This is a genomic window from Nocardia asiatica NBRC 100129, assembly GCF_000308415.1.
GTDB classification, from domain to species: domain Bacteria; phylum Actinomycetota; class Actinomycetes; order Mycobacteriales; family Mycobacteriaceae; genus Nocardia; species Nocardia asiatica.
On sequence record NZ_BAFS01000469.1, the window covers coordinates 1 to 23,699 of the forward strand.

Annotated in this window: 22 protein-coding genes; 4 read left to right on the plus strand and 18 right to left on the minus strand. The window is 68.3% G+C overall.

The features are described 5' to 3' along the window. Positions 1-101: 101 nt before the first annotated feature. The 15 genes from ON27_RS42595 to ON27_RS37260 all read right to left on the minus strand — a co-directional run bounded on the left by ON27_RS42595 (position 102) and on the right by ON27_RS37260 (position 15,435). The gene (locus ON27_RS42595; RefSeq protein ID WP_157227883.1) at positions 102-767 is read right to left on the minus strand and encodes a GNAT family N-acetyltransferase; all 666 of its coding nucleotides are present in this window, start codon (positions 765-767) and stop codon (positions 102-104) included. A 32-nt stretch (positions 768-799) separates the two neighbouring features. After that, positions 800-1,657, minus strand: coding sequence for an MBL fold metallo-hydrolase (locus ON27_RS37195; protein WP_051047466.1), 858 nt, complete (start codon positions 1,655-1,657; stop codon positions 800-802). 166 nt (positions 1,658-1,823) lie between these two features. Beyond that, positions 1,824-2,741 (minus strand): hypothetical protein, encoded by a 918-nt coding sequence (locus ON27_RS37200; RefSeq protein ID WP_157227885.1) that lies wholly within the window; start codon positions 2,739-2,741, stop codon positions 1,824-1,826. Further along, on the minus strand, positions 2,738-3,643 hold the full coding sequence (locus ON27_RS37205; RefSeq protein WP_043738518.1) for a hypothetical protein: 906 nt from the start codon (positions 3,641-3,643) through the stop codon (positions 2,738-2,740). The genes ON27_RS37200 and ON27_RS37205 overlap by 4 nt, the downstream gene beginning before the upstream one ends. After that, positions 3,640-4,545 (minus strand): DUF4913 domain-containing protein, encoded by a 906-nt coding sequence (locus tag ON27_RS40605; RefSeq protein ID WP_051047467.1) that lies wholly within the window; start codon positions 4,543-4,545, stop codon positions 3,640-3,642. Before ON27_RS40605 ends, ON27_RS37205 begins: the two co-directional genes overlap by 4 nt. After that, positions 4,542-6,413, minus strand: coding sequence for a type IV secretory system conjugative DNA transfer family protein (locus ON27_RS37215; protein WP_051047468.1), 1,872 nt, complete (start codon positions 6,411-6,413; stop codon positions 4,542-4,544). Before ON27_RS37215 ends, ON27_RS40605 begins: the two co-directional genes overlap by 4 nt. A 49-nt stretch (positions 6,414-6,462) precedes the next feature. Next, positions 6,463-7,461, minus strand: a complete 999-nt coding sequence (locus ON27_RS43720; protein ID WP_043738521.1) for a hypothetical protein — start codon at positions 7,459-7,461, stop codon at positions 6,463-6,465. A gap of 182 nt (positions 7,462-7,643) precedes the next feature. After that, entirely contained in the window at positions 7,644-8,630 is a 987-nt protein-coding gene (locus ON27_RS37225; protein ID WP_157227887.1) for a hypothetical protein, read from the minus strand. Between the two features lie 13 nt (positions 8,631-8,643). After that, positions 8,644-9,300: a hypothetical protein gene (locus tag ON27_RS37230; protein WP_043738526.1), complete on the minus strand. Its 657-nt coding sequence runs from the start codon at positions 9,298-9,300 to the stop codon at positions 8,644-8,646. 65 nt (positions 9,301-9,365) lie between these two features. After that, positions 9,366-10,247: a hypothetical protein gene (locus ON27_RS37235; RefSeq protein ID WP_043738527.1), complete on the minus strand. Its 882-nt coding sequence runs from the start codon at positions 10,245-10,247 to the stop codon at positions 9,366-9,368. Positions 10,248-10,266: 19 nt separating this feature from the next. After that, positions 10,267-11,226 (minus strand): hypothetical protein, encoded by a 960-nt coding sequence (locus ON27_RS37240; protein ID WP_043738528.1) that lies wholly within the window; start codon positions 11,224-11,226, stop codon positions 10,267-10,269. Then, positions 11,223-11,765, minus strand: coding sequence for a hypothetical protein (locus tag ON27_RS37245; RefSeq protein ID WP_043738529.1), 543 nt, complete (start codon positions 11,763-11,765; stop codon positions 11,223-11,225). Before ON27_RS37245 ends, ON27_RS37240 begins: the two co-directional genes overlap by 4 nt. After that, positions 11,762-12,445 (minus strand): hypothetical protein, encoded by a 684-nt coding sequence (locus ON27_RS37250; RefSeq protein ID WP_157227889.1) that lies wholly within the window; start codon positions 12,443-12,445, stop codon positions 11,762-11,764. The genes ON27_RS37245 and ON27_RS37250 overlap by 4 nt, the downstream gene beginning before the upstream one ends. Before the next feature lie 167 nt (positions 12,446-12,612). Further along, positions 12,613-13,722 (minus strand): C40 family peptidase, encoded by a 1,110-nt coding sequence (locus ON27_RS37255; protein ID WP_245560544.1) that lies wholly within the window; start codon positions 13,720-13,722, stop codon positions 12,613-12,615. 9 nt (positions 13,723-13,731) lie between these two features. Beyond that, entirely contained in the window at positions 13,732-15,435 is a 1,704-nt protein-coding gene (locus ON27_RS37260) for a putative type IV secretion/conjugal transfer ATPase (protein ID WP_086007615.1), read from the minus strand. Between the two features lie 176 nt (positions 15,436-15,611). Here ON27_RS37260 and ON27_RS37265 point away from each other — a divergent pair, with 176 nt between their 5' ends. The 4 genes from ON27_RS37265 (at position 15,612) to ON27_RS40610 (ending at position 19,739) form a co-directional block, all read left to right on the plus strand. Then, positions 15,612-16,685, plus strand: coding sequence for a tyrosine-type recombinase/integrase (locus ON27_RS37265; protein ID WP_043738532.1), 1,074 nt, complete (start codon positions 15,612-15,614; stop codon positions 16,683-16,685). Further along, complete coding sequence (locus tag ON27_RS37270; protein ID WP_043738534.1) at positions 16,686-17,015, plus strand: helix-turn-helix domain-containing protein; 330 nt, start codon at positions 16,686-16,688, stop codon at positions 17,013-17,015. A gap of 102 nt (positions 17,016-17,117) precedes the next feature. Then, a complete protein-coding gene (locus tag ON27_RS37275; protein ID WP_051047488.1) occupies positions 17,118-18,644 on the plus strand; it encodes a tyrosine-type recombinase/integrase in 1,527 nt (508 codons plus the stop codon). Between the two features lie 72 nt (positions 18,645-18,716). Continuing rightward, positions 18,717-19,739: a hypothetical protein gene (locus ON27_RS40610; RefSeq protein ID WP_157227891.1), complete on the plus strand. Its 1,023-nt coding sequence runs from the start codon at positions 18,717-18,719 to the stop codon at positions 19,737-19,739. Positions 19,740-19,999: 260 nt separating this feature from the next. On the opposite strand, the gene ON27_RS37285 is transcribed toward ON27_RS40610, so the two are convergent. The 3 genes from ON27_RS37285 to ON27_RS40615 are packed head-to-tail and all read right to left on the minus strand — an operon-like array spanning position 20,000 to position 23,693. Further along, positions 20,000-21,472, minus strand: coding sequence for an SCO6880 family protein (locus tag ON27_RS37285; RefSeq protein WP_043738536.1), 1,473 nt, complete (start codon positions 21,470-21,472; stop codon positions 20,000-20,002). Then, positions 21,469-22,914, minus strand: coding sequence for a TrbL/VirB6 family protein (locus ON27_RS37290; protein ID WP_043738537.1), 1,446 nt, complete (start codon positions 22,912-22,914; stop codon positions 21,469-21,471). Before ON27_RS37290 ends, ON27_RS37285 begins: the two co-directional genes overlap by 4 nt. Continuing rightward, positions 22,911-23,693 (minus strand): DUF8175 domain-containg protein, encoded by a 783-nt coding sequence (locus tag ON27_RS40615; protein WP_051047470.1) that lies wholly within the window; start codon positions 23,691-23,693, stop codon positions 22,911-22,913. The genes ON27_RS37290 and ON27_RS40615 overlap by 4 nt, the downstream gene beginning before the upstream one ends. Positions 23,694-23,699 lie beyond the last annotated feature (6 nt).

Genomic DNA, 23,699 nt, shown 5'->3' on the forward strand with positions numbered 1-23,699 from the left:
GTGGAGAAGGCGGCCGGTCGGTGCCGACTGGCCGACGACGCGGTTGCGCGGGGCGGATCTCTCGTGTGCCCGGCAATCGCGCCGTCGCGCCGCGTGCGAGTTCAGCGGAGGTTGTGGGTGAAGAACCGGTCTTCGCTGGAGGTGTTGATGGTCAGGTCGATTCCGGCGAGTTTGCCGAAATCGATGGCGGCGCCGGGGGTGTGGACGGTGAGTCCACAGCCGTGATAGAAGCTCAACAACCGCGGTGTGTTGGGGAACTGTCCGTAGAGCACGTGGGCTTTCAGGGCTCGCGAGGATCGGATGGCGCTGTTCACCAGGGCTGCTCCCGCGCCGGTTCGTCGATGCTGTTCATCGACGGCCAAGACCTGGATCTCGCTGGTGCGCAGCAGCGCGAGGAGTAGGTGGTCGGGGCTGGTGGCGATGACGCGGGTGAGCAGCCATAGGGTGGGCCCGCTGAGGATGCCTCCGGCCAGTTGGCCGTCGACCACGGCGACCGAGGCACTGGTGCGGGTGGCAGCGGCGGCGGGCACGCCGTGGCTGTCGAGGGTCCGGCGCAGTGTGGCTCGGGTGGTGACGAGGTCGCTGCCGAGCAGTCCGTCCTGGTGGAACCCGAGCAGGTACTCGACCAAGAAGTCCGGATCCCCGACGCCGCTCATCGCGGCCCAGCGTACGAACTGGTGCAGTTCGGCTTCGCTGTCGATATCGCGCACGGCGATGCGGGGATCCGGTCGGTCGGTGTTGACGGTGGTGGGTCGGTATTGGGTCATGGTGTCGTCCTTCATCGGTGTGGTGGCGGGCGCTATTCGGGCTGCCAGTGGTTGGTGTGCTCGTGGGTGACGAGGCGGCCGAACTGGATGTCGGCGAAATGCATGCCGAACCCGCGGGTGTGCGGCTCGGCGAGTTCACGCAGAAGCCGGGCGGCGGAGTCCCGCGACTGTGCGTGGTCGTCGTCAACGGCGGTGGTCAGGTGCGGGTGGGTGATCTGGACGGGGGTGGTGAGGGCGTCGCCGAACACGATCAGCCGCTCGCCGAGGCTGCTGAGTAGGTAGCTGGTGTGGCCGAGGCTGTGTCCCGGTGTGGGTAGGGCACGCACGCCGGGGAAGAACTCACTGTCGGGGACGGGACGGATCTGGGTGGCGAAGGTGGCCAGTACTTCCGGGGGTGTGCCGTCGGCGATGGCGAGGTCGCGCATGTCCCATTCGGTGGTGCTGACCAGTACCGGGATTCCGGCGAAGACGTTGATGGTGGTGTCGGTATGGGCTTGCCACAGCCAGCCGATGTGGTCCATGTGCAGGTGGGTGAGAGCGACAAGTTCGATGTCGTTGACCGATTTCCCGGCGGCGGCGAGGCTGTCGATCAGTTGCCCGCCGCGCAGTTGTCCTACCGGGGTGGGCACGGCCAGCGGCCCGAATCCGGCGTCGATGAGCATGGCGCGGTTGCCGTATTCGATGAGCAGCGCGCCCACGCTGGCCACGAGGTAGCCGTCGGGATCGAGCAAGGCGGTGAACTGACGCCACACGTGTTCGTCGGCGTCGGGCAGCCAGCGCCGGGCATCCAGCAGCGCCACGCCGTCGGGCAGGTAGGTGACGCGAAGGTGGCCGAAGACTTGGCGGCGAAGTCCGGCCGGTCGGGTGAGTCGATCGTTGGTGACGGACACGGTGGGTTCTCCTTCTGATGTTCGAGACCTGTTGTCTCGGTGCGGGATCGGCCGACTGCGTCGTCGGCGGTTGTGGCGGTTGTCGGGGCCGGGCGGGTCGTGTCTGCCGCGAGGGCGGGTCACGTCTGCTCCTGTGCTGGTTGCGGGCGCGCCGATGTCGGACAGATCACGGGTCGGGTCCGGACTCCGTCGCGACCTGGTGGTCGGCGAACTGGTCCACGACGGGGTCGTGGTCGCGTTCTCGCTCGGTGCCCTGGTCGGGGTCGGTGTCGGTGACGGCTGCGGCGACCGCAGCGGCGATGTCGTCGGCGGGGTCGGTGGGCAGCGTGCTGGACAGACCGGTCCGGGCCTGTTCGAGCCAGTCCGTGGGAGCGGGAAACGCGGCGTTGGTGGTGTCGCGTTCGGGCGCCTTGGTGAGCTTTCGGCGCGCGGTGTCGCCGAAGGCGGCGCCCGTGTAGGCGTGCCACAGGGTGTCGAGGTCGTCGAGGGTGAGATCCCGGTAGATGCTCAGGCGCTGGTCGAGGCCAGCGGCGGCGGCATCGGTGATGCGTTCGCGCTGGGATGTGGGCATACCGATCGCTGCGGCGGTGACGACGGCGCGCTGCCAGACCGTGTGCATGTTGCGACGGAACTGGTGTTCGGCGACCGAGTTCGGGTCGATGCTGATCTGGTGGTGGGTCAGCAGGTGCTGGCGCACCGCGGAGACCGCGGCCATGTCGGCGAGCAGATGGGTGTCGGAGGCGACCCGGTTGCGGTTTCCGCGCGCAGGTGTCGAGGGCGAAGGCGGGGGCAGGATCTGTGCCGGGGTCCAGGGCTGTCGGGAGAATCCGAGTCGCCGGGCGAGGTCCACCCATTCGGTGGGGACGCCGTTGCCCCGGACCGTGATTTCGAGCAGGCCCCGCTCGCGGTCGGCCTGATCGATCTGTTGTTGCCGGCCCAGCCGCTCGGTGACCGACGCCCCTGCGGTGTTCTGCAGATGGTGCAGGCGGGCGCTTTCGGCGGCGAGCTCATGGATGCGCCGCAGTCCCTGCGCGTGGTCGGCGGGGATATCGCGCACCCGCACAGGCATCGCGACCCCGCTCACCACGGACTCCCCTCCGCGCTCAGGAATACCGGTTCCCCACCGGCGTGTTCGGAAACCCACGGTTCATCGGGGGACGGTGCGTCGCTGAACAGCACCTCGGTGCTCGGCGATTGCTGGTCGGGTTCGGGGATCGCCGCGTCCAGCGCCGCGCGAAGCTCGGTGTCGCGCGCGGGAACGAGCTGCGCGTGGACCGGTCCCAATTCGTCGGCGATCGCGGTCCGCAGGGCCGCAGGGGCGGGCAGCGCGGGGCTGGTGTTGACGGCGATCCTGGCGTCGGTGGCCAGCGCGGTGGCTTGCCCGGCCCAGGCGCGGGTGTCGGTGTCGGCGGCGGCGTGCCAGCGGTGCCGGATCTGTTCGGCGGGCAGTCCGTCGAGCGTGGCGGCGGCCGAGCGTGCCCAGTCGTCGAGTTCGCCCCACAACTGGGTTCCTTGATCGGCGGTCAGTCCCAGCAGATTCGCGACACCGGCGGTGCGCATGTGCAGGGCGGTCAGGTTGGTGCGCAGGCTCGCCGACGCGCCGCCTGGGTCGTGGGCGTGCAGCTGCCGGTGGGCGGTATCGAGTGCTTCCCATTCCTGGATCCGGGCCACATCCCCGGTGAGATCGCCGAGGATCCGGTCCCAGTCTGTCGGGCCGGGGGTCACCAGATACAGATCCGCGCGCCATCCGATCCCGCGCTCGCCGCGCGCCTGGGCCTGGTCGAGCCATTCGCTCGGTAGTCCCCCTGCGGTGGCGGCGGCGATCAGGTCCGCGCGCCCGATGGCGTGGTGCTGGTAGGTGCCGAACCACTCCTGCGTCGGTGAGCGGTCGAATCCTTCGGCCTCGGCGAGCATGGCGGCGATGGCGCGACTGCGGTTCTGGACGGCCTTGAGCACCCGTGTCTGGACTCGGGAGGGCGTGATCACGACAGCTCCTCCTCGTCCTCGCCGGGAGCGAGGGCTCGGAAATCGGGCCCGAATCCCAGCCGTTCGATCGCCGGCCGCGCGCCGGGCGCGCCGAACCAGTTACGGGGTACGCGGCTGGCGGCCAGTCCGGGCAGCTCGACGTGGTCGCTGGGTGTGCAGCGGTGCAGCGGCCCGTTGGCGGCGTCGAGGACCAGGCGCATGGTCGGATCGATCTGACGGGTGAACAGCGACGACATCGCGGTCTTGTCGGTGGAGATGACCGCGGCCTCGAACGCCGCGTGCAGCAGCGCGAACCGAACTGCGACGCTGTGGTGTTCCCACCAGCGGGTGCACCAGGTGTAGGTGCCCTCGCGATGCTGGGCGGCGATGCGTACCGAGGTCACCGGTAGCAGCCACTGCTGCACCCAGAGTCCGTAGTTGGTGAACCGCGGTGGCGGCTTCTTCTTCTCGGAGTCGGTGTTCTTCGTCGAGCCGGTACCGGTCTCGGTGGGTGCGACTTGTTCCGCGCGGTCGGTGGGCGGGATGCGTTCGGGGGGAACGGGTTCGAACGGCAGCGATGGTGTCTTGACGTGGTCGGTCGGGGTGCAGCGGTGCAGGGGTCCTTTGGCGGCGTCGAGTATGACGCGGAAATGGGGGTCGACGTGGCCGGTGACGAATCCGCTGGCGCCGGGGCCACGGGAGGCTTCGAACGCGGTGTGCAAGAAGGCGATGCGGACCGCGACGGGGCGGTGTGCCCACCATTGCTCACACCAGGTGTAGGTGTTCTCGCGTTGGCCGCCGGAGATCCGGACGCTGATCAAGGGCAGCAGCCATTTCTCGGCGAAGGCGACGAAGTGGGGATAGGAGGGTTTGCGGGCCTGCGCTGGTTTGGCGGCTGGTGCCGTCGGGTTCGTGGCGTTCATGACCGTTGCCCTTCGGCGTCCGGACCGTCGTCTGCGTCGTCGGGTTTCTCGGGTACGACGAGGGCGACGGGCTGGCTGTCGGTGGCGAATTGCTTCAGCGATCGGTGGATCAGCGGTGCGTATTCGGTGTCCTGCCACCAGGTTTTGGATACGAGGACTGGTCCGTGTCCGGGCAGCCGGACCAGGGCGCGGTCTTTGGGGAGCGCGGCGAGCTGGGAGACCTCGAGGATGGGTTCGGCGCGCCACGACAGCGTGCGGTTGGTGCCGCCTTGGCCGCGGCTGCGGGAGCGGTCGGCGACATCGTGCTGTCCGGCCATCTGTGACCAGTGCTGGAGGTAGTCGACCGCGGCGATTCCGCCGCCGTAGACCTCGATCGACTGGGCGCGCATCGTCTTGAGTCCGTTGGCGCCCCACAGGTCTTCGCCCTGTTCGAGAACTTGCAGGATGGTCATCAAGATGATTCCGCAGCCCCCCGAATAGGTGTAGTAACTGGGGAGTTCGCTGATGCGGGCGCAGTTGGCGGCCTCGTCGAGCACACCGAGCAGCGGCACCGCCAGCCTGCCGTCGGGCCGGGCGCGCGCGGCGCTCAGTGCGGCCTCGATGATCTGCCCGACCAGCGCCGAGGTCAGCGGGGTCGCCCCGTCGGGTCCGGCCATGCTCAGCGCGTACACGGTGTCGGTGGATTCGACGAAATCGACCGGCTTGAACTCCGGCAACTCGTGCGTGCGGGGCTGGGCCGTGTTCTCGATCACGACACCCGCTTTGCCTTCACGCACCCGCAGATGAGTGCGTGAAGGCGGGGTCACCATCCGCGCGTAGTCGGCGTCGGCCAAGACGTTCAGAAACCTTCTGGCCATGTCGTAGAGCCCGTCTCTTTGGCGGGAGTAGAGGGCCTGGGACTCGCGGATACGTTCGGCGGGACGGCGCTGGCCGTGGGCATTCAGGATCAGTGCCGGGGTGGGATCCTGATCCTTGCCCAGCCATTCGGCCACGTGCAGCAGATCCCCGCCCGCGCGGGCGGCGGCGAGTATGTAGAGGGCGAGTAGTTCTTGGGCGCCGCCATCGAAGTAACTGTCCACCTTGGCATTCGCGGCTTGGGCGGCGGTTCCCGAGGATGCGGAGACGAAGAACCCGGCCAGTTTGCGTGCCGCCGGCAAGCCTGTGACCTGTGTCAGCAAATTCACCCAGAACCCGCAGGTCGGTGTTCCGGTGACCCCTTGCAGGTCCGAGAGCCAGATATCGCCCGCCTCTTGCCGTCCGGCGAGGGTGTGGCGGTAGAGATCGGGTTTGTTCGAGGTGGCCAGGCACGGCCCCCACGCGGCGAGGACCGCCGGGATGGCCCAGGCCATGGTCTTGCCGGTGCGGGTACCCGCCGCGATCGTCACCCCCAACTCGGCGGGCACGAACAGCTCGACCCCGCCGACGACCGTTCGGCCCAGGGGCGGGCCTTTGAGTTCTTGGACGTCCTCGGGTGCGTCGGCCAGCAACCGCCGGTTGGCCGCCGCGTTGTCGCCGGCGCGTGCGATACGGATCTGGCTGGGGCGCTGCATGGTCCGTGCGGCGCTGTCGATCTCGTGCGGTGTGCGCAGCAGTCGCCATCCGGCGACGAGCGCGCCCGCTTCGAGGCCGTAGAGCGCGACGGCCACGAGCGTGGCCTGCCACGGCCAGCTCGCTTTGCCGAGCGCGACGGCCAGCAGCGCGGCGGCCGGGTTCCCGGTGACCGGCAATCCGGCCCACCACCGGCCCAGCGACAGCGCCGCCCAGGCGGTGAGCGCCACCGCGACCGCCGCAACGAACAGCATCAGGATCGTGGTCTCTTCCCCGATCCCGCTCTTGGTCCGTCGACGGGTCTCCCGTGTCGAGATCATGCGCGCACTCCTCGATCGGTTTTCGATATCTGTTGGTGGACAGTCGTTTTCACAGCGACACCTCGATGTCTCGGGACGGGTCGGGCTCGGTATCGAGGTCGGGCTCGGGCCCGGCGCCGGGTGTGTCGACCGGGTCGGCGGGGATGGCGGCCGAGACTGCCGCGCCGATGCGGTCGGCGGCGGTCGCATCGGGTTCGGTGGTGGTGTGGGCGTAGGTGCCGTCGCGTCCGGCGAGGTAGGCGAGGTCGATCTGGTCTTGAGTGGCCCCGGCCCGTGCCGCCTCCGCGCGGGCGTCGCGGGTCTGGGCCAGCAGCTCGTCCAGGCGCTCGATGAGGTCCTGGTCGTGGCTGGGCACGCCGGCGAAGCGGGTGCTGGTGCGGGTGTGCTCGGCCGACAGGTCCTGGACCCGCCGCAGTGCCGCTTGCCGCTCGACGCTGCGTTGGTCTGCGCCGGTATCGAGGTCGCCGTCGCGTTCTTCGGCGTCGAGCAGCTCGTCGGTGGAAGCGATGAGCGCGTCGACTTCCTTCAGCGAGATCTCGGGTCCACGTCCGCCGAGTGCGCGGTCCACCCGGCTCGTCGGGCGCAGCTCGATCACTTTCGCCCGGTCCTGGGGGCGTGAGCGTGCGCTGTCCTGTACCGATCCGGTGATGCCGGGTTCGATGCGTCCGGTCAGGATCGCGGTCTGGCGCAGGGTGCGCCAGGTCAGGTCGTCGACGAGCTGATCACCTGTGGCATGTGCTTGTGCGAGGCGGTCGTAGGCGGCGCGCGTGGTTTCCGGCCGGGCCAGCCAGGCAGCGGTGCTGGCGTCCAATTGCATCCACAGCCGGGCGAATTCGGTGTGACCGGCACCGGTCCACCGCTCGGCCAGCATCTGGGCTTGGGCGGTCAATTCGGCGACTTGATCGGATGTTTCGCCGAACGGCGCGATTTCGCGGAGGTTGTGGTAGAGGGCGAAATCGGCGCGCAGTTGGGCTTCACGCTCGTCGGCGGCGTCGTGGTAGTAGCCGGGATCGGTGGGCGATCCGGGGTGCGAGTCGGGCCAGCTCATCAGCGCCTGCCCGCGGTGTGGTCACGGTGTCGCGGTGTTCGGTGGTGTGGTGCTTGCGGGATGGACATCGGCAGCCTCCGAAACAGAGAGGAGGAAGAATCGGTGTCCCCGGTGGCGGGTTCGATGTCGCGGCCAGTACCCGTGACCGACGGCATCGACGAAACGCAGGGTCTGTCAGGTGGTCAGGGGTCGGTGCCGTAGTCGTGGCGATATCCGCCGTCACTGTCCGGATCCGGTCCGAGGTCGGGGTCGATGGCGAGGCCGGTGTCCTCGGCGGGCAGCTCATCGTCCACGGCAGCGGAGATGGCGCCGAGCGCGGTGGTGGTGTCGGCGGCGACGTCGGTGTCGGCTAATGCGGCGTTGATGAATTCGGCGCGCAGTGTCGCCGCGGCGGCGGCGATCATCTGTTGCGGTGTCGGTGGCAGCGTGTGCGCGCCGACGATTGGGGTGCCTGTGGCGGGGTCGGTCGGAACGTAGGGCGGTACCGACAGTTCGGTGCTGGGTTTGGTGTAGGAGTGCCATGCTCGGGCCACACTGAGTTCGTCGCGGATTTCCAGCCGTACGGCGTGATCACGCCGGTAGGGTTCGGCAGCGTCGCCCCACAACATGTCGGCCTCGTCCTCGGTGATCTGCGCGGCGTGTGCCAGCGCGACCACCCGTTCGTGACGTAGCTCCATGTTCTGGGCGAACTGCTTTTCCGACATCGGGTTCTTGCCGTAGCTCCAGCGGCCGGTCGCGACGCGGTCGTCACGTTCGGCCGCCAACGCGGCCATCCGCTCCAAATGCCACAGGTCCAGCCCGAGCATGCCGACGAAGAATCCTTGGGCGGCGTTGTCGCGCCAGGGCATCGAATCCAATCTCGACAGGGCATCCACACGGGGCCGGGCACTGTTCTCGCCGAGCGCGACCGCGTCGTCGATCCATTCCTGCCGCACACCCGCCGAGAGCGCGGTCTGCTCAGTGCGCTCTCGCTCGGCGGACAGGGCGTCGAGGTGTTGCCGCCAAGCCGATTCGGCGTCACCGCCGGAATCCAGCGGTTCGAACCCTTCCCAGCCTGCACCGAGGATTCGGGTGTGCTCGCCGGTGAGCAGCCGGATCTGGGAGAGCAGCTGGGCTTGCCACTGCACGACCGATTCGCGGGATCCTGGCGCCGGGGGCGGAGTCGTCATGATCGCCACCCGCTCACAGCTCGACCCCGCCGGTCGGCCCGTTATCCGGCGGGTGATCGGGTGGTTCGAGCCACCGATCCGTGCTCGCCGCCACCAGCCGCGACCAGCCGAGGTCGTCACGTCCCCAGAGTTGATCGCGTTCGGCCAGGGTCAGTTCGGCGAGCGCCGCGACGGAGTCGACGCGTTCCCACAGCAGGTCCATGTTGATCAGGTACTGCTGGTGACCGGCGCTGTCGGTCGGGTTGCCGACCTCGCGTTCTTCGCGCGCGATGGCGATGGCAGCCATGTGTTCCAACGTCCAGATGTCCTCGGCGATCGCCGCAATCATCTGCGCGCGGACCGGGTCGTCGCCGTGGCGGGTTGTCGGTGGGTCGGTCACGGCCTCGCCCCACCGTCGGCCCGCCTTGCCGTTTTCCACCGCCGCGGCGATCGCCGTGGGCGGGATTCCGGGGGTGTCGGTGCGCACGATCAATTCCCGCTGTTCGGCCTTGAGGTCGCGCAGGTGCGCTTGCCAGGATTGGATCGCGATGTCACGGCGTCCGAAGCCGGTGCCGTATTCGGGATATCCCCGATACAGCAACCGCGCGTCCTCGACGCCACGCTCTTGGATCCGCGCGAGCAGCCCGGCTTTCCAGCTCGCCAAGTCCCCGAGATCATCGGTTCGACTCATCTGCCTTCTCCTTCCTATTCGAGGTTGTGGCACAACGGTTTTCGGTTGCATCGCTGTAGCTGCCGTCATGGTTCGGCTCCGTCGCTCGGATCGGGGTAGGAGGGCAGGGAAATCTGTTCGCCCGCCGCGGTGGAGTCCGGGTCGGCGAGGGCCGCGCCGGGCTCGGGTGAGGGCTCTACCGCGGTGGCGATCGCAGCGGCCGTGCGGGCGATGGCGGGGTCGGGAATGTGGCGTTCGTCGAGCAGGGCGAGGGCTTCGGTGACCTCGGTGACCATGTCGTCGGGCGAGGTCGGCATCGCCGCGTGGGCGTCGGCGGCGGTGATCCCGGCCGCTTGCAGCACGACCACCGGGATGGTCGCCGCGCTGAAGTCAGCGGTGACGATCCGGTTCCAGTCCTGTGCCAGCGACTTCAAGTCGGTGTCGCGGAGTCGCTCGGCGACCGCAGTGGACCAGTGGCGCTCGCCGCGGGCCCAGACCTGGTGTCGTTCTTCGGTCGTCAACCCCAGGGCGTGGGAGATCGCGCCCAGACGCTGCCAGGTCATGCCCATGATCCGGCGGAAGCGGGCGGTGACCTCGGCGTCGACGCCACGGTGGGTGAAGACCGCGCCGATACCGGACATGTCCTGCAAGCCGCGAACGTCTCGGCCCAGCGCGGTGATCAGCACTGAGCGTTCGACGCGCCCGGATCCGAGCATCTGCCGGCCCGGCTGCCACCGTTCGCCGCGTTGCCCGGATGCGCGGGCGTAGTCGATCCACGCGTGCGGTACCCCGATTCCGAGGGCGACCTGTTCGAGTTGGTCCAGGCAGCGCTGCCCGATTCCCCACTGTTCGTCGGTGGCGGCGGGTTCGCCGGTCTCGGTCGGGCGCGGGCGGTGGCGCTCGTTGTCCAACGACAGGTTCTGGATGCCCTTGAGCAGGTGGGCCTGCAGCGCGGTCGGGCTGTCCATCACCGACTCCTCGACCCGGTCACAGCTCCCACTCCGGTTCTGGACCGAACTGCTCGGTCGTGGGATCGATGCCTGGTGCGTCCTCGGGCAGCGGTTCCTCACCGGTGCCGCTACCGACCGCGGCGTCCACGGCGTCGGCGACCGCCGATGCCATCGGCAGATCAGGCTCGGGCGCGGGATCGATCAGTTCGTCGACCGCGTGTGCGAGGCGGGTCTCGGCGGTCAGGTTTTCGGTCAGTCGCTGCCACGCATCCGGTGCCACCGAATCCGGGTACTCGGGTTCGGTGGATGCGGTGGGGTCGGTGACGCCGAGGTCGTCGCCGCCGGGTTGGTCGGGCTCGATGTCGAAGAATTCGACGTCGATCACGGCGTCGGCGTCGGCAGCCGGGAGGGAGGGAGCGTCGATGACCTCGGTGACGTTGTGGCCGGTGTCCTCGGCGAAGCGCTGGTCGTATGCGTCGGCGTCGCGCTCGTGTTCCTCGGACAGGTCCCGGTTGGCGTCGGCGGCGGCGAACGCCGCCGTTGATGCCGCAGTCTCACCGTCGGTGCCTTGGCTGGTGAGGGTGTCGGTGAAACCGGCTGCGCGCTTACGGATTCCGATCAGCAGTTGCTTGTATTCGACGTCGAGGCTGTGGAGTTCGTCGGCGCGTTCGATGCGTCGCTTCGTTTCGGTTTGTGCGAGGGTGTGGGCTTCCTGGTTGTGGGTGGTGCGACCTTTGATTTCGGTGATGCGAGCTTCGTTGACCCGCCAGTCGGATGTCGATTTGTCGATCGCGGCGGCGACCCTCACGTTGTGCTCGCGGATCGAGCGCAGCTCGCGTTGATCGGCTTGTTCGACGCGCTGGAGGTGTTCGGTGCGGGATCGGCTATCGGTGCCGCGTCCGCGCATCAACGCCGCGGTGGTATGTGCGGTTTGCAGGGCTTGGACGAAGCCCTGACGCATCTGCTGGCCGCCCTCCTCGACCGGATCCCCGCTCACTGGGTCACCTGCAATCCGGACAGAAGCCATGGCATCTCGACGCTGCCGCGGGTCGCGGTGGCGTAAACCGCGAAGGCGCCAGGATCGGACTCGGGCGCGTCGATGTCGACGGTCACGACTCGGGCCACCCTGGTGGTGGTGTCGGGTGGGTGGTCATCGGCCAGTACTCGCGCGGTGGTCGCGACCTGCACACGGTCGTGGCGCCACTGCTGCCAGACGGCGGTGGTGACCGGCGCCCAGACCAGCGCGCTGGATGCGGCGCTCGCGGCGAACCGGTCCTCGAGCAACGCTCGTGCCGAGGCCAGCGCCTCGGTGGGGTCGGCCTGCTCACTGGGCCGGTAGCCGAAGATCGCGCCGAGCGCGGCGGTGAGTACCTGGTCGGCATCGCAGGGATCGACCTGATCGAACGGTGCGGTGAAACCTTTTGCGTAGCAGTTGTTCTGGGTAGTCGTAGAGCTGGCGGGAATTTGTGCGGCACATCCTGTCGCGCAGATCGCGACGGTGGCGATCCATGCCGCCGTTGTGCGTCGGCTGCTCATGACTGGTCCGGGTCGTGGTCGGGGTCGGTCAGCGACAGCAGGTCGCTGCCGCGCCATTCGACGCGGGGGGCGCTCGAGGCGCGGGCTGCCGGATTGCGGACGGGATCGGTGACGATCTCGAGCAACAGATTCGCGGCGAGGGCGGCGCGGTAGAGCCCGGCCAGATCGAGCCCGTGGCTGCGTGCGACGGTCAGGCGCAGGGCGGCGGCGTCGACATCCCACCGTCGGCACGTCTGCCCGGCGACCCGGATCGCCTGGAGTGCGGCGGATTCGGCGGCCTGCGCCGCGCTCTTGACCGTCGCGTCCGGCGGGTGGCGGTCGCGCCAGACGATCTCTCCGCCCGAGCGGATGACGGTGAAATGAGCACGGGTGCCCGCGCACCACAGCGCCAGTCGCGGACCGTGGACCGCGCGGACCGCGAAGATCGGGTCGGCGCCCTTCTGCGCGATGTTCAGCGCGCGCACGGCCTCGTAGTCGACCCCGGCCATCGAGCGCAGAACGCGGACGAATCGCTGAAATCCGGCCGGATCGTCGAGTCCGTGCTCGAGCGCGAAGCGCTCCAGGTCCAGGGCACGGGTGGTGCGGCGAAGCAGCGCGGTGTTGGTGGTGACCAGTAATTCAATATCGCGCATCGTCGTTCCCGCACCGGCGGCGGGGCGGTCTGTGGGGTTCTCACTCACGGTTCGACCTCCGTGTGTCGTTGTCTACGTGCTGTTTCCGGTTCTGCGGGGGCGTCGGCAGATGGGGCGGTGATCGCGGCCGGGGTATGGGTTCTCGCGGCATGCTGTGGGCCGTGCACCGGTGCGCAACGGGATCGACGCAAGATCCGGTGAGAAGACGCAATCGGTCATGACAACCCGGTCGATTCGCGGATTTCGTAGCGGCGTACGTCCATTCGCTCCCCCTCGAATCCGCTGAGGGCAGTGGTGGTCACCGTCTGTCCGGATTGGGGAGCGTGCAGGAGCTGGTCGCGTCCCTGATCGTCGGGCCCCAGATAGATCCCGACGTGATGGGAATCCGAGTCCCCTCGGGAGGTGAAGAAGATCAAATCGCCGGGCTGTCGTTGCGCGAACGGGACGACGACCGCGCTGGGATGGTCCTGCTGGGCTTGGGTGTAGTGCGGGAGCCGGATTCGGCCGCCGGAAGCGTGGTAGATCGCGTACAGGGTCAGTCCCGAGCAGTCCAGGCCACCGTTGGTCGGGCCGTTGATATCGCCGCCGCCCCACACATACGGGGTGCCGATCCAGCGGGAGGCGTGCTCGATCACCGCGCGCCCGAACGCGCTGGCCTCGGCGGGACTCAACACCGCCGCTGCCCCCGACCCACAGCCTGTGGGCGCCGCACCCGCCGAGGCGGGTGCGGTGCGGGGGTCGATGTCGGCGAAACGCTGATACAACTCGCGTGCGAGTTCGATCTGCCCGGCGTAGGCGTTGGGTGCCGATTGCTCGATGTGCTGGGCTAACTCCGCGGGTGAGAGCTGTTGCGCCAAGAGACCTGATTGTTCGGCGCGGTCGTAGAACCAGTTGATCTGGTAGCTCGATTGCATCAGCTTCGCGATGCCGACCGATCCCCACACGCTGGCCCGGAGTTGATGCGGGCCGACCGAGTCGTGGTCGTGGCCCAGCCCGTCGTTGGGATAGGTCAGCGATTCCGGCACCGACGGATTCGCCAGATTCCGGAACCCGGACTCCGTGGCTTGGGCGGCGAGTTCGGCGATGATCACCGATTCGGGCATCCGGCGTTGTTTGCCGATCACGACCCCGTCGCGCGCGAGCCGCAGCTGCGCTTCGCTCAACCCCGCGACCGTTTGCCCGGTCGGCCCGCCCGCTCCGGCGGCCAGCGGTGTGGCGCAGGAGGTGGGTGGATCGGCTGCGATCACCCCGAGTAGCAACACCAGCAGCGTGATCGGTAGTAGGATCGCTGCGGCGGCGGTCGTTTTCGAGGTCGCGTTCATCATCGTCGCCGGTCATCGCCTTGTCGCCTCGCTGTCCAGATCGAAACGTTGATTCGTGTTGTGGACCTGGCTCGCCCGTTCGGTCGGGGTGAAGGTCATGCGGAAGGCCACACCCGGCTCGGCCGCTTCACCGGTCTTGAGGAGGAAACATCCTGTGCCGGGCGGTGTTTCGCGCTGTCCGGGGTCGAGGTCGTCGTCGGTAGGTGGGCGTGGCGCGGCCCAGGAGGTGACGAGGAGTTTCTCGGTGTCGGTGATGCCGACGGCGGCGCGGATGCGGTCGATCTCTTCCGGGCCGACCGGGCCGATGATCTTGGCGCGGGCGCGTTCGAAGAACCCGAGCGCTTTGGCTTGTGCCGCAGCGGAATCGAAGGCGGCGAGGTCTTTGATGGTGTGGCTGCACATGATCAGCCCGGTGCCCAAAGTCCTGTTCAGGCGCGTCAGGGCGTCGACGCGGTCGACCATGAATTCCCCGACCCCGAGGACGCGCCAGATCTCGTCCATCACCACTTCGAAGGTGCGCGGCGGGGCGAGTCCGGCATCGGAGAGGGCGTGCGCGGCTGCAACGGCACCGAAGCCCTCGCTCCAGCACACCATCAGCACCGCGGCCAGCAGTTTGGTGTCACCTTCGGGGATCCGTGAGACATCCACGCACACCGCCGGGCTCGCCAGGTCCAGCCGCGTGGTGGTGGGGCCGTTGAAGATCGCCCCGAACGGCCCCTCCACCAGGGCACGCAAGGAACGACGCAGGGTCTTGGTGGAGGCGCGATAGCTGGTTTCGTCGTCCTCTTCGGCGAAGCGCATCATCCGGTCGCCGCCGGTGGAGATCACCGCGAGCAGGTCCTCGATCAGCGGTGGCCGCTCGTGGGTGAAATCGTTGGCGGCGCTGTAGAGTTCGCGCAGTCCTGCGGCGATGAGGACTTCTTCGTAGTCGGCGACGCGGGAGCCGCGGACGAGTTCGATCAGGCCGGCGACGATGTTGACCTGTCCGGCTTCGACCCGTGCGGTGACCTGGCGGCGCTGGTCGAGGTCGGTGAGCCGGTCCACGATCGCCCCGAGCGCTCCGACGTCGAGGGGGTTGAGGGTGCCGTGCCCGTAGCCGACGTCGACGACCTGTCCGCCCAGGCGCAGCACGAGGTCGCGGTAGTCGGGTTTGGTGTCGCCCATGCACAGCACGGTCTCCCCCGCCGCGACCGCTCCGGTCACCATGCGCCGGATGAGGGAGGATTTGCCGAATCCGTTGAGTGCCAGCACGAATGCGATCGGTGCGGTGATGAATCCTTTGAGGAACCAGCTCATCGGGTCGAAGTGGACCGGTGCGCCGGTGATGTAGTGCGAGCCGACCGGGGTGCCGACGGTGGGTGCGCTGGCGCCGACGGAGAAGGGCCAGAGTCCGGCGACTTGGACGGTGGTGGCGCGCCATTCCGGGGTGGTGGGGACGACGGCGGCCCGGCCGCCGCCCGGCCCGCGGTATCCGCGGTCGGTGAGCTGCGCCAGCGATCGGTCGAAGCCATCTCCGGCACCCGCGTTCTCGGTGCGGCGGGCGGCGGTGGCCCGGCGATGATCATCGCTCGATATCGCCAGCCGCGCCCACCAGCCCCGGATCCCGGGCCGGGCGGCAGCGGCTTCGGTCGCCGCCCGCGCGGTCGCGGTGAGCACCCGCACCCCCGCGACGGTCTCGCTGCGCCGCCGATCACGGTGGTTGCTGTTGCCGGTCATGCGAGCTCCCCATCACTCGGGTTCGACCGGTGGTGGGCGGAGGTCATGCACCGCAGATCAGGGGCGTTGACCGTAATTCGTGTAGTGATCGGCTTATTGAGGTTGTTTCGGCTTTTCTGAAGTAGTGTCATGGTTCTCGACCTCTTTCCACGTCGGGTGAAGGCGAGGTGTGTGGGTTGGGAGTCACGGCGGTCCGGGATCTGCGGTCGGTTCGGCCGGCGGCCTCGGCCGAGGAGTTGGAGCGGTTCGAGACCGATGTGCTGGCCGAGTTCGTGCTCGCGCGCTCGGCAGCGGGGCTGACCGATGCAACGATCCGGGGTGACCTGAGCAATCTCGAACAGATCCGGTCGTGGTTCGGTCGCCCGTTGTGGGAGATGGAGCCGCCGGACGCGGACACCTACTTCGGGAGGGAGCTGCGCGGGTCGCCGAGCGGCACGAGGTTGGCCCGTTGTGCGGCGTTGTCGGTGTACTTCGAATTCCTCGAGCTTCGGCATAAGGTCGAGTTGCATGCGATGACCGGCCGGGTGGTGGAATGCCCGATCGATGAGATGAACCGCCCTCGCGGCCACAAGGACACCCGGGTGCGGATCCCACCTCAGCGCGAGGAGGTCCAGACCTTGTTCGCGGGATGGGCGCAGGAGCTGGCGACGTGCAGGAAGTTCGCACCGGCCGCCCGGAACTACACCGCGTCGCGTCTGATGGCCGATGTGGGGTTGCGGATCAACGAGGCTCGTCATCTCGATTTGGACGACATCCGGTGGGAGCTTGGGCATTTCGGCAAGCTCCATGTCCGGATCGGCAAGGGCGCGCGTGGGTCGGGACCGAGGCAGCGAATGGTGCCGTTGCTCAACGGCGCCGACCGCACCTTGCGCTGGTATGTCGAGGACGTGTGGGGACAGTTCGGCGACGATCACACCCGCCCGGGCGCACCTCTGCTGCCCACGGAACGCATCAGCGCGGACGGGTCGCGAAATCGCGTCGGTTACAACGCCTTGCGTCGCAGTTTGGCCGAGGCGACGCGGGCCCATCTGCCGACCTGGGTAGGGCGGATGTCGCCGCACGTGTTGCGCCACTACTGCGCCTCGCAGCTGTACTTGGACGGCGTGGACTTGATCTCGATCCAGGAGATGTATGGCCATGCCTGGGTGACCACCACGATGAAATACGTTCACGTGCACCGAAGCCGGATCGAGGACGCCTGGATCGCCGGTCAGCAACGCGTCGGTACGCGCTTGAAGGGACTGATGTGAATGCGCTGGAATCTGCGCTTGGCTGCTGCGAACCGCGGTATCTGGCAGGCATCGCAGATGCAGCGCCTGCTGGCCGAGCACGGCCTGGTCATTTCCGCGGGCAAGATGTCGCATCTGTGGTCGGGCCAGCCCGCCTCGATCAAGCTCGCCGATCTGGACGTGGTCTGCGCCGTGCTGGGCTGCGAAATCGGTGAACTGCTGATCCCGGAACCGGATTCGGTGCCCCGTCCCGACTCCGACAGCGACAACGATGTGCTGGCTGCGGCGGAACGACCTCGCCCCTGGGTGGTGCCCCGCCGCAGGGACGGGCGTTCGCTGCCGCCGACCTGAGCGATGGCCGCCCGGAATGGTGCCCGGCCACTGATCGCGCGCTCGGTGACCAGCTGCCTCGAATGTCTGGCATGGGGCCCGACCTATGCTCGGGGCCTGTGCATGGCCTGCTACAACTTCGCTGTCGGCTATCGCCGACCCGTCGGCGACTGTTCGGCTTGCCGCCGCCGGGTCCCGCTCAGAGGCAGCTACTGCCGCCTGTGCTGGTGCCAGGCCCGGCTCGACCGGGCCGCCACCGCCGAGAACGCCCGTGACAGAACCGTTCTCGCCCCATATGTAGCGAAAGTCCGCTACCATCAGCTGTTTCTGTCCGACCTCCATCAGCCCCACGCGCCGCCGCCGGCAACGCCGCGCCAACGCGGGGCCAAGGGACGTCGACCCAGACAAGCACCGCCGGTCGCGTCGCGCCCCAGTCTCGACTCCGCGCAGCTGCTGTTGTTGACAGACCTGCCCCGCACCTATCGGCGTGGCCGTGTCGATCTGAGATCGGATGCCGTGCCGGATAATCCGTGGCTGGCCTGGGCCCTGCACCTGTCGTGGACAGCGGCCGAGGCCCACGGCTTCGCCCCTAAAGTGCGCTGGGCACTCGATCGGAACCTGGTCATGCTGCTGGCCACCCACGCTGACGGCGACCTCGTGCGGGTCTCGCAGTTCCACCCGCTGATCTCCCGCCAGTGTGGCGGCGCGCTGGTCCACGTCATCGACATCTTGTCGGCGATGGGAATCCTCCTCGACGACCGACCCGCGGTGTTCGATACCTGGCTCGACGCCAAACTTGACGGTCTCGCCCCGGCGATCGCCCAGCAGGCTGAATGCTGGGTTCGCACCCTGCATGATGGCGGGCCCCGCCAGCACCGCCACACCCGCGCGAACGCGATGGCCTACTTCAACGGGGTGCGGCCCGGGCTGCAGGCATGGTCGGCTAGCCACGATCACCTGCGCGAGATCACTCGTGAGGAGGTCCTCGCCTATCTCGCCGATCTGGACGGTGAGCCGAGGATGCTCGCGTTGGGAGGGTTGCGGTCGTTGTTCGCGTGGGCCAAACGTAACGGCGTGGTCTTTCAGAACCCCTGCGCCGGCATCCGGCATGGACCACGAGTCCGACGGATCTGGCAGCCACTGTCCGACGACGAGATGGCTGCCGCGCTGCGCGCCGCCGACACTCCACAAGCACGTCTGTGCGTTGCCTTGGCCGCCATCTACGCCGCCCGGCCCGGACAAATCCGGGCGCTGCTGCTTGACGACGTGGACTTGGGCAACCGACGCATCACCATCGGCGGTCGCGACCTCCCGATCGACGAAGTCACCGCCACTGCACTGCGCGAATGGCTCGACCACCGACGCAGCCGCTGGCCACGCACCGCCAACCCGCACCTGCTCATCAGCAAGGAAACCGCACTGCGCACCGGACCGGTCAGCACGGCGTTCCTGCCGAACCTGCGCGGCATGACAGCGACCCTGGAACGCCTGCGCATCGACCGTAAACTCGAAGAAGCCCTCGCCTGCGGCGCGGACCCGCTGCATCTGTTGGTGATGTTTGGGATCACCGGCACCAACGCGGTTCGGTGGGCCACCAACGCCCGGCAACTGGCCGACCCCCACACCGCCGGCCCGACACGCTGGGTTTGAGTTCTTCTCTCTGGATGGGTGACTGGCTGGCTGATAAAGCCGAGAGGGAGTGCCGACATACAATGTTGGGCCATGGCCAAGCCACCGAAAGCGCCGCGACGTCCTACGGTTGTGCGTCTGTTTGCTGTATCGATGAACCGGTGCGCTTTCCCTGGTTGTCGCACACCGTTGATCAGTCCGACCGGTGTCGTTCTGGGGCGGGTGGCTCATATCAAGGCGCAGAGCGTGGGCGGTCCGCGGTATGACGCGAACCAAACCGCCGAAGAACGGCACGGTTTCGACAACCTGATACTGCTGTGTGCCGTTCACCATATTGAGATCGATGCCGATGGCAACCTTGACACCTACACGGTCGACCGGCTTCTCGAGATCAAACGGGCGCATGAGGAGGAAGGCGCTGCGTCGGGTCAACCAGTCGCTGAGCTTTCGGATGCAGCGATCAACGGCCTCATCATCCAGGGTGTTGTCAACGAGGCGAGCGTGCACATGGATTTCCGTCACGCCGTGTTCAAGGTTGGAGGCGAGGGCGGTCAACCACTCGGTGGCGGCGGCCAGGGCGGCGTGCTGACGATCGTTGGCGTGGCAAGTCTGCCACCGGACCTTGAGATCGAGTTGGACGGGAAGCCAGGCCAGTGCCCTGGTGGTGGAGGCGGGGGAGGCGGCGTCCTGCGGTTCGAGGGCAGACCCGTTACCGCGGCCGACTTGACCGACGGCGTAAGTGTTTCCAGCTTCTTCGCCGCCAACTCGACCAGTCTGCGCGACGGTCTGTTCAATGTGCTTGACGGGGGCTGTAGCTGGTATCCAAAACCTTTGCCGGAGCAGCCATTGAGGATTCCCGTGGTTATTGTGCTCGAATGTGGCACCGCTCAACGGAATGAGCTGCTTCGATTGAATATTGTCGTCGAGTCGCCTTCGGGTGTTGAGGGACCGCCCCAGCCAGTGGATGTTCGGGTGACGTATGCCGAAGGTGATCTCGTGCGGCGAGCCTGCGTCGTGCCGATAGCGTCGTTTTCGGTCGCAGACACCGGCAAATACATTCTGCGGGTTGAGTCCGAGGGTATCGCTATGGCCTCGTGCCCGATCGAGGTCCGCTGATGAATTCGCCCGATCGACTCTTGGAAGGAGAAGAGGCGGTTGTATCGAAGTCATGGAGCCACCTCTGAAATGAAGGCGGGAAGTCCGAGCTGGATTGTGGCTGGCCGGAGCCGGTTGGCTTCGAACCGCTTCGTGGGCAAGAACGACCCCCACACCGCCAGTCCGCCAGCTTCCACACCAACCTGAGCACCAATCCGCCCAGATGCCGGTGGAGAGCACTCGGGTTCCCCCTGAGAACACTTCAGTTTCCGTGAACCCGTTCACATCCTTACCCGCTTGGAGATCGAGGAGTGCTCGGGCAGGATCAACCCGATCCCCAGTGACGCGGCGAAGCTCGCGGCCTGGGAGCCGTAGCAGCGGCGCACGCTCAACCGGGACGCCGCGCTCATGGCCTTGACCGATGCCTCGATACCGGGCAAGTCACCGTCGAGGTGATCGGTGACCGTGACCAGCGCCCCGAAGCGGGTCAGGCCCGCGCCGCGGGCTTGTTCTTCGCGGGCGGCTTGGGTGTTGCCGACCCGGATACGCGCCGAAGCCGAGGCGATCCCGCGTTCGGTCTGTTCGGCGGCGATGGCGTCACGGAAATCGGAGTCCACGAGTGAGGTGGCTTCGGCGGCCGAGTGCAGCCGGTAGAACAGGGCCACGCGTTTGCGTGGCACGTCCGCGCGGGGGCGCAGTAGTTCCTCGAGAACGGTTTCCATGACCGCGCCGCGGGGGGCGGCGTCCATCTCCCAGGTGATCGAGCGGGCTCCGTCGTGGACGTAGTGATCCCAGCGATCGACGTGGGCGATCGGCCCGACCGAATCCCAGGACTGGGTCTCGAGCAGTGACGCGCCGGCGGCTTCGACGTCGCGTTGGGAGGCCAGGTCGTAACGGGTCCGCACCAGCGCCAGGACTTCCCACGCTTGGAGCGGGGTGGCGGGCAGGCCGGCGCGGGCGAGCTGAGACAGCACCCCTTGCAGGCGTTGCCCGATCTCGCGGGCCTGCTCGGCGTCGTCGCGGCGCACGCGGCCCTTGCCGATGGCGCGGTAGGTGATCGCGATCCGGGCCTCGATCCGCACACCGACTCCGCCGAGGTCGGCGGCGGCTTCGCGCATCACAGCCTGGGCGAACTCCGGGGCCTGCTCACGCACCAGCCGGGTGACCTCGCGGGCCTGGCGCAGCCGGGTCTCGACGACGTTGTCAAGAACTGCGGTGACCGCCACGACCTCGCCGCCGCGGCTCTGGGTCGCCAGGAAATGCCCGTACCCTTCGACCCAGGCATCGATCTGGGGTTGATCCACCAGCTCCTTGCCGCGCGGAACGACCCTCAGCACCACCGCGTAGTGGTCGCTGCGGCGGATGTGCAGCATCGCGAACCGGCGCCCGCCCGCCGTCTCGTACTCCGACAGGCTCGAATCCGCCAGCAGACCGGGCAGTTTCGCGATGCCAGGGATGCGGGCGAAGCGCCCGGCCCGATAGAGGTGTTCACCGCGGGCGCGGGCGGTGGCGAACTGGACGCGCAGCAGCGCAAGTTCCCAGCCGGTGCGGCCGTTGATCGTGACCGCCAAAGGTGCGAACACCGCCGCGGCCACGACCACCAGGACGGCGGCGACGCTGAGCGAGCGCGAGATCAGGAACCCGGCCATGATCGTGATCACCAGCCCGAGCCCGACCATCGACACACCCCACGTCAGGCCGAAGAAGCCTGCGCTGCGGGGGCGTTCCCACCGGCCGTACATCCGCGCGGTCATCGCCGCACCTCCGCCGGGGTCAGCGAATCGGGATTCCAGCCCCCGTCGGCAGCGTCGCGGGTCTGCGCCTCGACCGCGGCGACTCCCTGCTCGCCCGCGGCTTTGATCTGCTGCGCGGCCATCACCGCCGCACCGGCCGCACCGGCACCGGCAGCAGCCCCACCACCACCACCAGCAGCACCCCCGGACTCCGCTCCCGCTCCGGAGGACGGCTTCGCGTTCGGCGGGGTCGACCGGGCTGTGGATCCTGCGCCGGATCCGCTCGATCCCCCGGTGCCGGCGCTCGCTTCCGAAGCGGTGCCGGAGTCGCTGCCCGAACCGCCGCCCAGTGGTCGGCCCCCTCCCCCACCACCGCCGCCACCGCCACCACCGGAGGCGTCGCCGGGGCCGGATCCGCTGGGCGCGTTCTCGCCTTCGCTGACCTTGCGGGCGCTGCCGCGCTCGCCGGTCGAGCCCATGGCGATACCCGCCGCGCCACCGGCCAGCACCGCGGTTGCGCCGCCGCCCCCGCCGAGGGTGGCCACCGCCGGGGCGACCAGCCGGACTAGGGCCGGGAGCACGATCACGCTCATCACCAGCAGGATCAATCCGAGCAGGACCTGCTGCGGGTCGGTCTGTTTCTCGTCACCGATCACGGTGAAGGCGATGGCGTAGACGAGTGCCCCGACGGGTTTGTAGAGCACGAACGCCAGCGACCAAGACAACAGTTTCTTGTAGGACTGCGATCCCGGACCGGTGCCCGACGCCGCGGCAGCCAGGGGGATCACCGCCACGACCAGGATCAGCAGGGCTTGGCGGATCACCAACATGACCAGTTGGATCAGGGTGCTGATGAGTCCGAGCAGCCCGACCACGAACAGGATCCCGGTGCCGAGCCCGGCGTTGGTTTCCTTGTCGAATTCGGTGAGCCGGTCGACCGCGCGCATCCAGTCCCCGTGGCTGGAGGTGAAGATCACCCACTCCGAGAAGGCATCGCCCGCGCGGGTACCGGTGGTGACCAGGACCGCGAAGGCCATCGAGGTGAAACTGGCGCGCACCAGCATCAGGAAGCTCTCCTGGGCTTCTCCGGCCAATCCACCGCGTTTGGCCAGGGCCAACCGCGCGGCGGCGAACATGATTCCGGCGGTGAGGAACACGACCTGGAGCCCGCCGCTGAAGTCGCGCACTGCGGTCAGTGCCGCGCCCGGTTGGCCGCCGGGACCGGTCAGCACCGGGGAGGGCAGGTCGGTCCACCAGGCCATCACGAAACGCACCCCGCGGCCGAAACCCGACATCAGGAAATCGACCATGTCCTCCCAGGCCGAGCCCACCGCCTGGGTCGCGACCTGGCCGACCTGGCCGCACACCTGCTGCGGGCCGAGGGGGATATCGCAGACGCCGGGCACCGGCAGTTGCTGACGGGCGCCGCCGGCCGGGGACGCCAATACGAGGCTGTCGTTCATGAGGTGGCCTTCCATGTACCGAATCCGGTCATCGAGTCGACGAAGGTGCCTGGCCCCCAGAGGGTTTCGATCTCGGTGGGCACCGCGACGCGCCAGTCGCCGTCGAGCCAGGCCATCGGCCAGCGCGCGATCCTGTAGCCGAGCCCGTCGCGGGTCGCAAATTCGACGACCGCGTAGTCGGGGTTATATCCATCGGCGATGCGCACACCGTCTGGCACGGTGACGTAGCGGGCGGCGTCGGGGGTGCGCGCCCGCGAGCGCGCGAACCGGTCGACCAGGGCCTGTCCGCCGCCGTGATAGCGCAACGCGAGGACCTGTTGCCAAGTGGGTTCGGGGGCTGCGAGCGCGCGGGCGAGCGCGTCGGCAGCGGCGAGCCCGGCGCCTTGAGGGGTGTGCGCGAAACCCGAGGCGATGCCCTCGGCGATCGTGGTCGGGCCGTCGCCGGTCGAGACCGGCAGCGCCGCACCGCCCCATCCCCGTTGCCAGCGCAGGCCCGCAGGCGCGTGCACCAGGTAGTCCGGCTGTCCAGGGTCGGCCCGGCGGGTGCGATCCTGCGCGAGTGCGGTCCCGGCCTCGCTCGCGGGAATCTCGAGCCGGTTGCCGAACAGGTCCGCGGTCAGTCCCGTGGGGCGGGTCTCGGAGGAGGAAAGCGCCGGACGTGTTGTCGTACTGCCGGATTGAGAGGGGCCGTCGTCGCGGGTGATGGTCACGACGAACACGACGATCACCACCACGACGATGGCGGCGAAGACGATGATCAGCAGTCGAGGAATTCGCATGCGGGG

Coding starts and splice junctions, on each gene's coding strand:
- ON27_RS37245 (WP_043738529.1), bottom strand. CDS start 11,765: ATGAGCAGCCGACGCACAACGGCGGCATGGATCGCCACCGTCGCGATC.
- ON27_RS37230 (WP_043738526.1), bottom strand. CDS start 9,300: ATGAGTCGAACCGATGATCTCGGGGACTTGGCGAGCTGGAAAGCCGGG.
- ON27_RS37285 (WP_043738536.1), bottom strand. CDS start 21,472: ATGACCGCGCGGATGTACGGCCGGTGGGAACGCCCCCGCAGCGCAGGC.
- ON27_RS37270 (WP_043738534.1), top strand. CDS start 16,686: ATGCGCTGGAATCTGCGCTTGGCTGCTGCGAACCGCGGTATCTGGCAG.
- ON27_RS37255 (WP_245560544.1), bottom strand. CDS start 13,722: ATGATGAACGCGACCTCGAAAACGACCGCCGCCGCAGCGATCCTACTA.
- ON27_RS37235 (WP_043738527.1), bottom strand. CDS start 10,247: ATGGACAGCCCGACCGCGCTGCAGGCCCACCTGCTCAAGGGCATCCAG.
- ON27_RS37275 (WP_051047488.1), top strand. CDS start 17,118: ATGGCCTGCTACAACTTCGCTGTCGGCTATCGCCGACCCGTCGGCGAC.
- ON27_RS37290 (WP_043738537.1), bottom strand. CDS start 22,914: ATGAACGACAGCCTCGTATTGGCGTCCCCGGCCGGCGGCGCCCGTCAG.
- ON27_RS42595 (WP_157227883.1), bottom strand. CDS start 767: ATGACCCAATACCGACCCACCACCGTCAACACCGACCGACCGGATCCC.
- ON27_RS40605 (WP_051047467.1), bottom strand. CDS start 4,545: ATGAACGCCACGAACCCGACGGCACCAGCCGCCAAACCAGCGCAGGCC.
- ON27_RS37215 (WP_051047468.1), bottom strand. CDS start 6,413: ATGATCTCGACACGGGAGACCCGTCGACGGACCAAGAGCGGGATCGGG.
- ON27_RS37225 (WP_157227887.1), bottom strand. CDS start 8,630: ATGACGACTCCGCCCCCGGCGCCAGGATCCCGCGAATCGGTCGTGCAG.
- ON27_RS37260 (WP_086007615.1), bottom strand. CDS start 15,435: ATGACCGGCAACAGCAACCACCGTGATCGGCGGCGCAGCGAGACCGTC.
- ON27_RS43720 (WP_043738521.1), bottom strand. CDS start 7,461: ATGAGCTGGCCCGACTCGCACCCCGGATCGCCCACCGATCCCGGCTAC.
- ON27_RS40610 (WP_157227891.1), top strand. CDS start 18,717: ATGGCCAAGCCACCGAAAGCGCCGCGACGTCCTACGGTTGTGCGTCTG.
- ON27_RS40615 (WP_051047470.1), bottom strand. CDS start 23,693: ATGCGAATTCCTCGACTGCTGATCATCGTCTTCGCCGCCATCGTCGTG.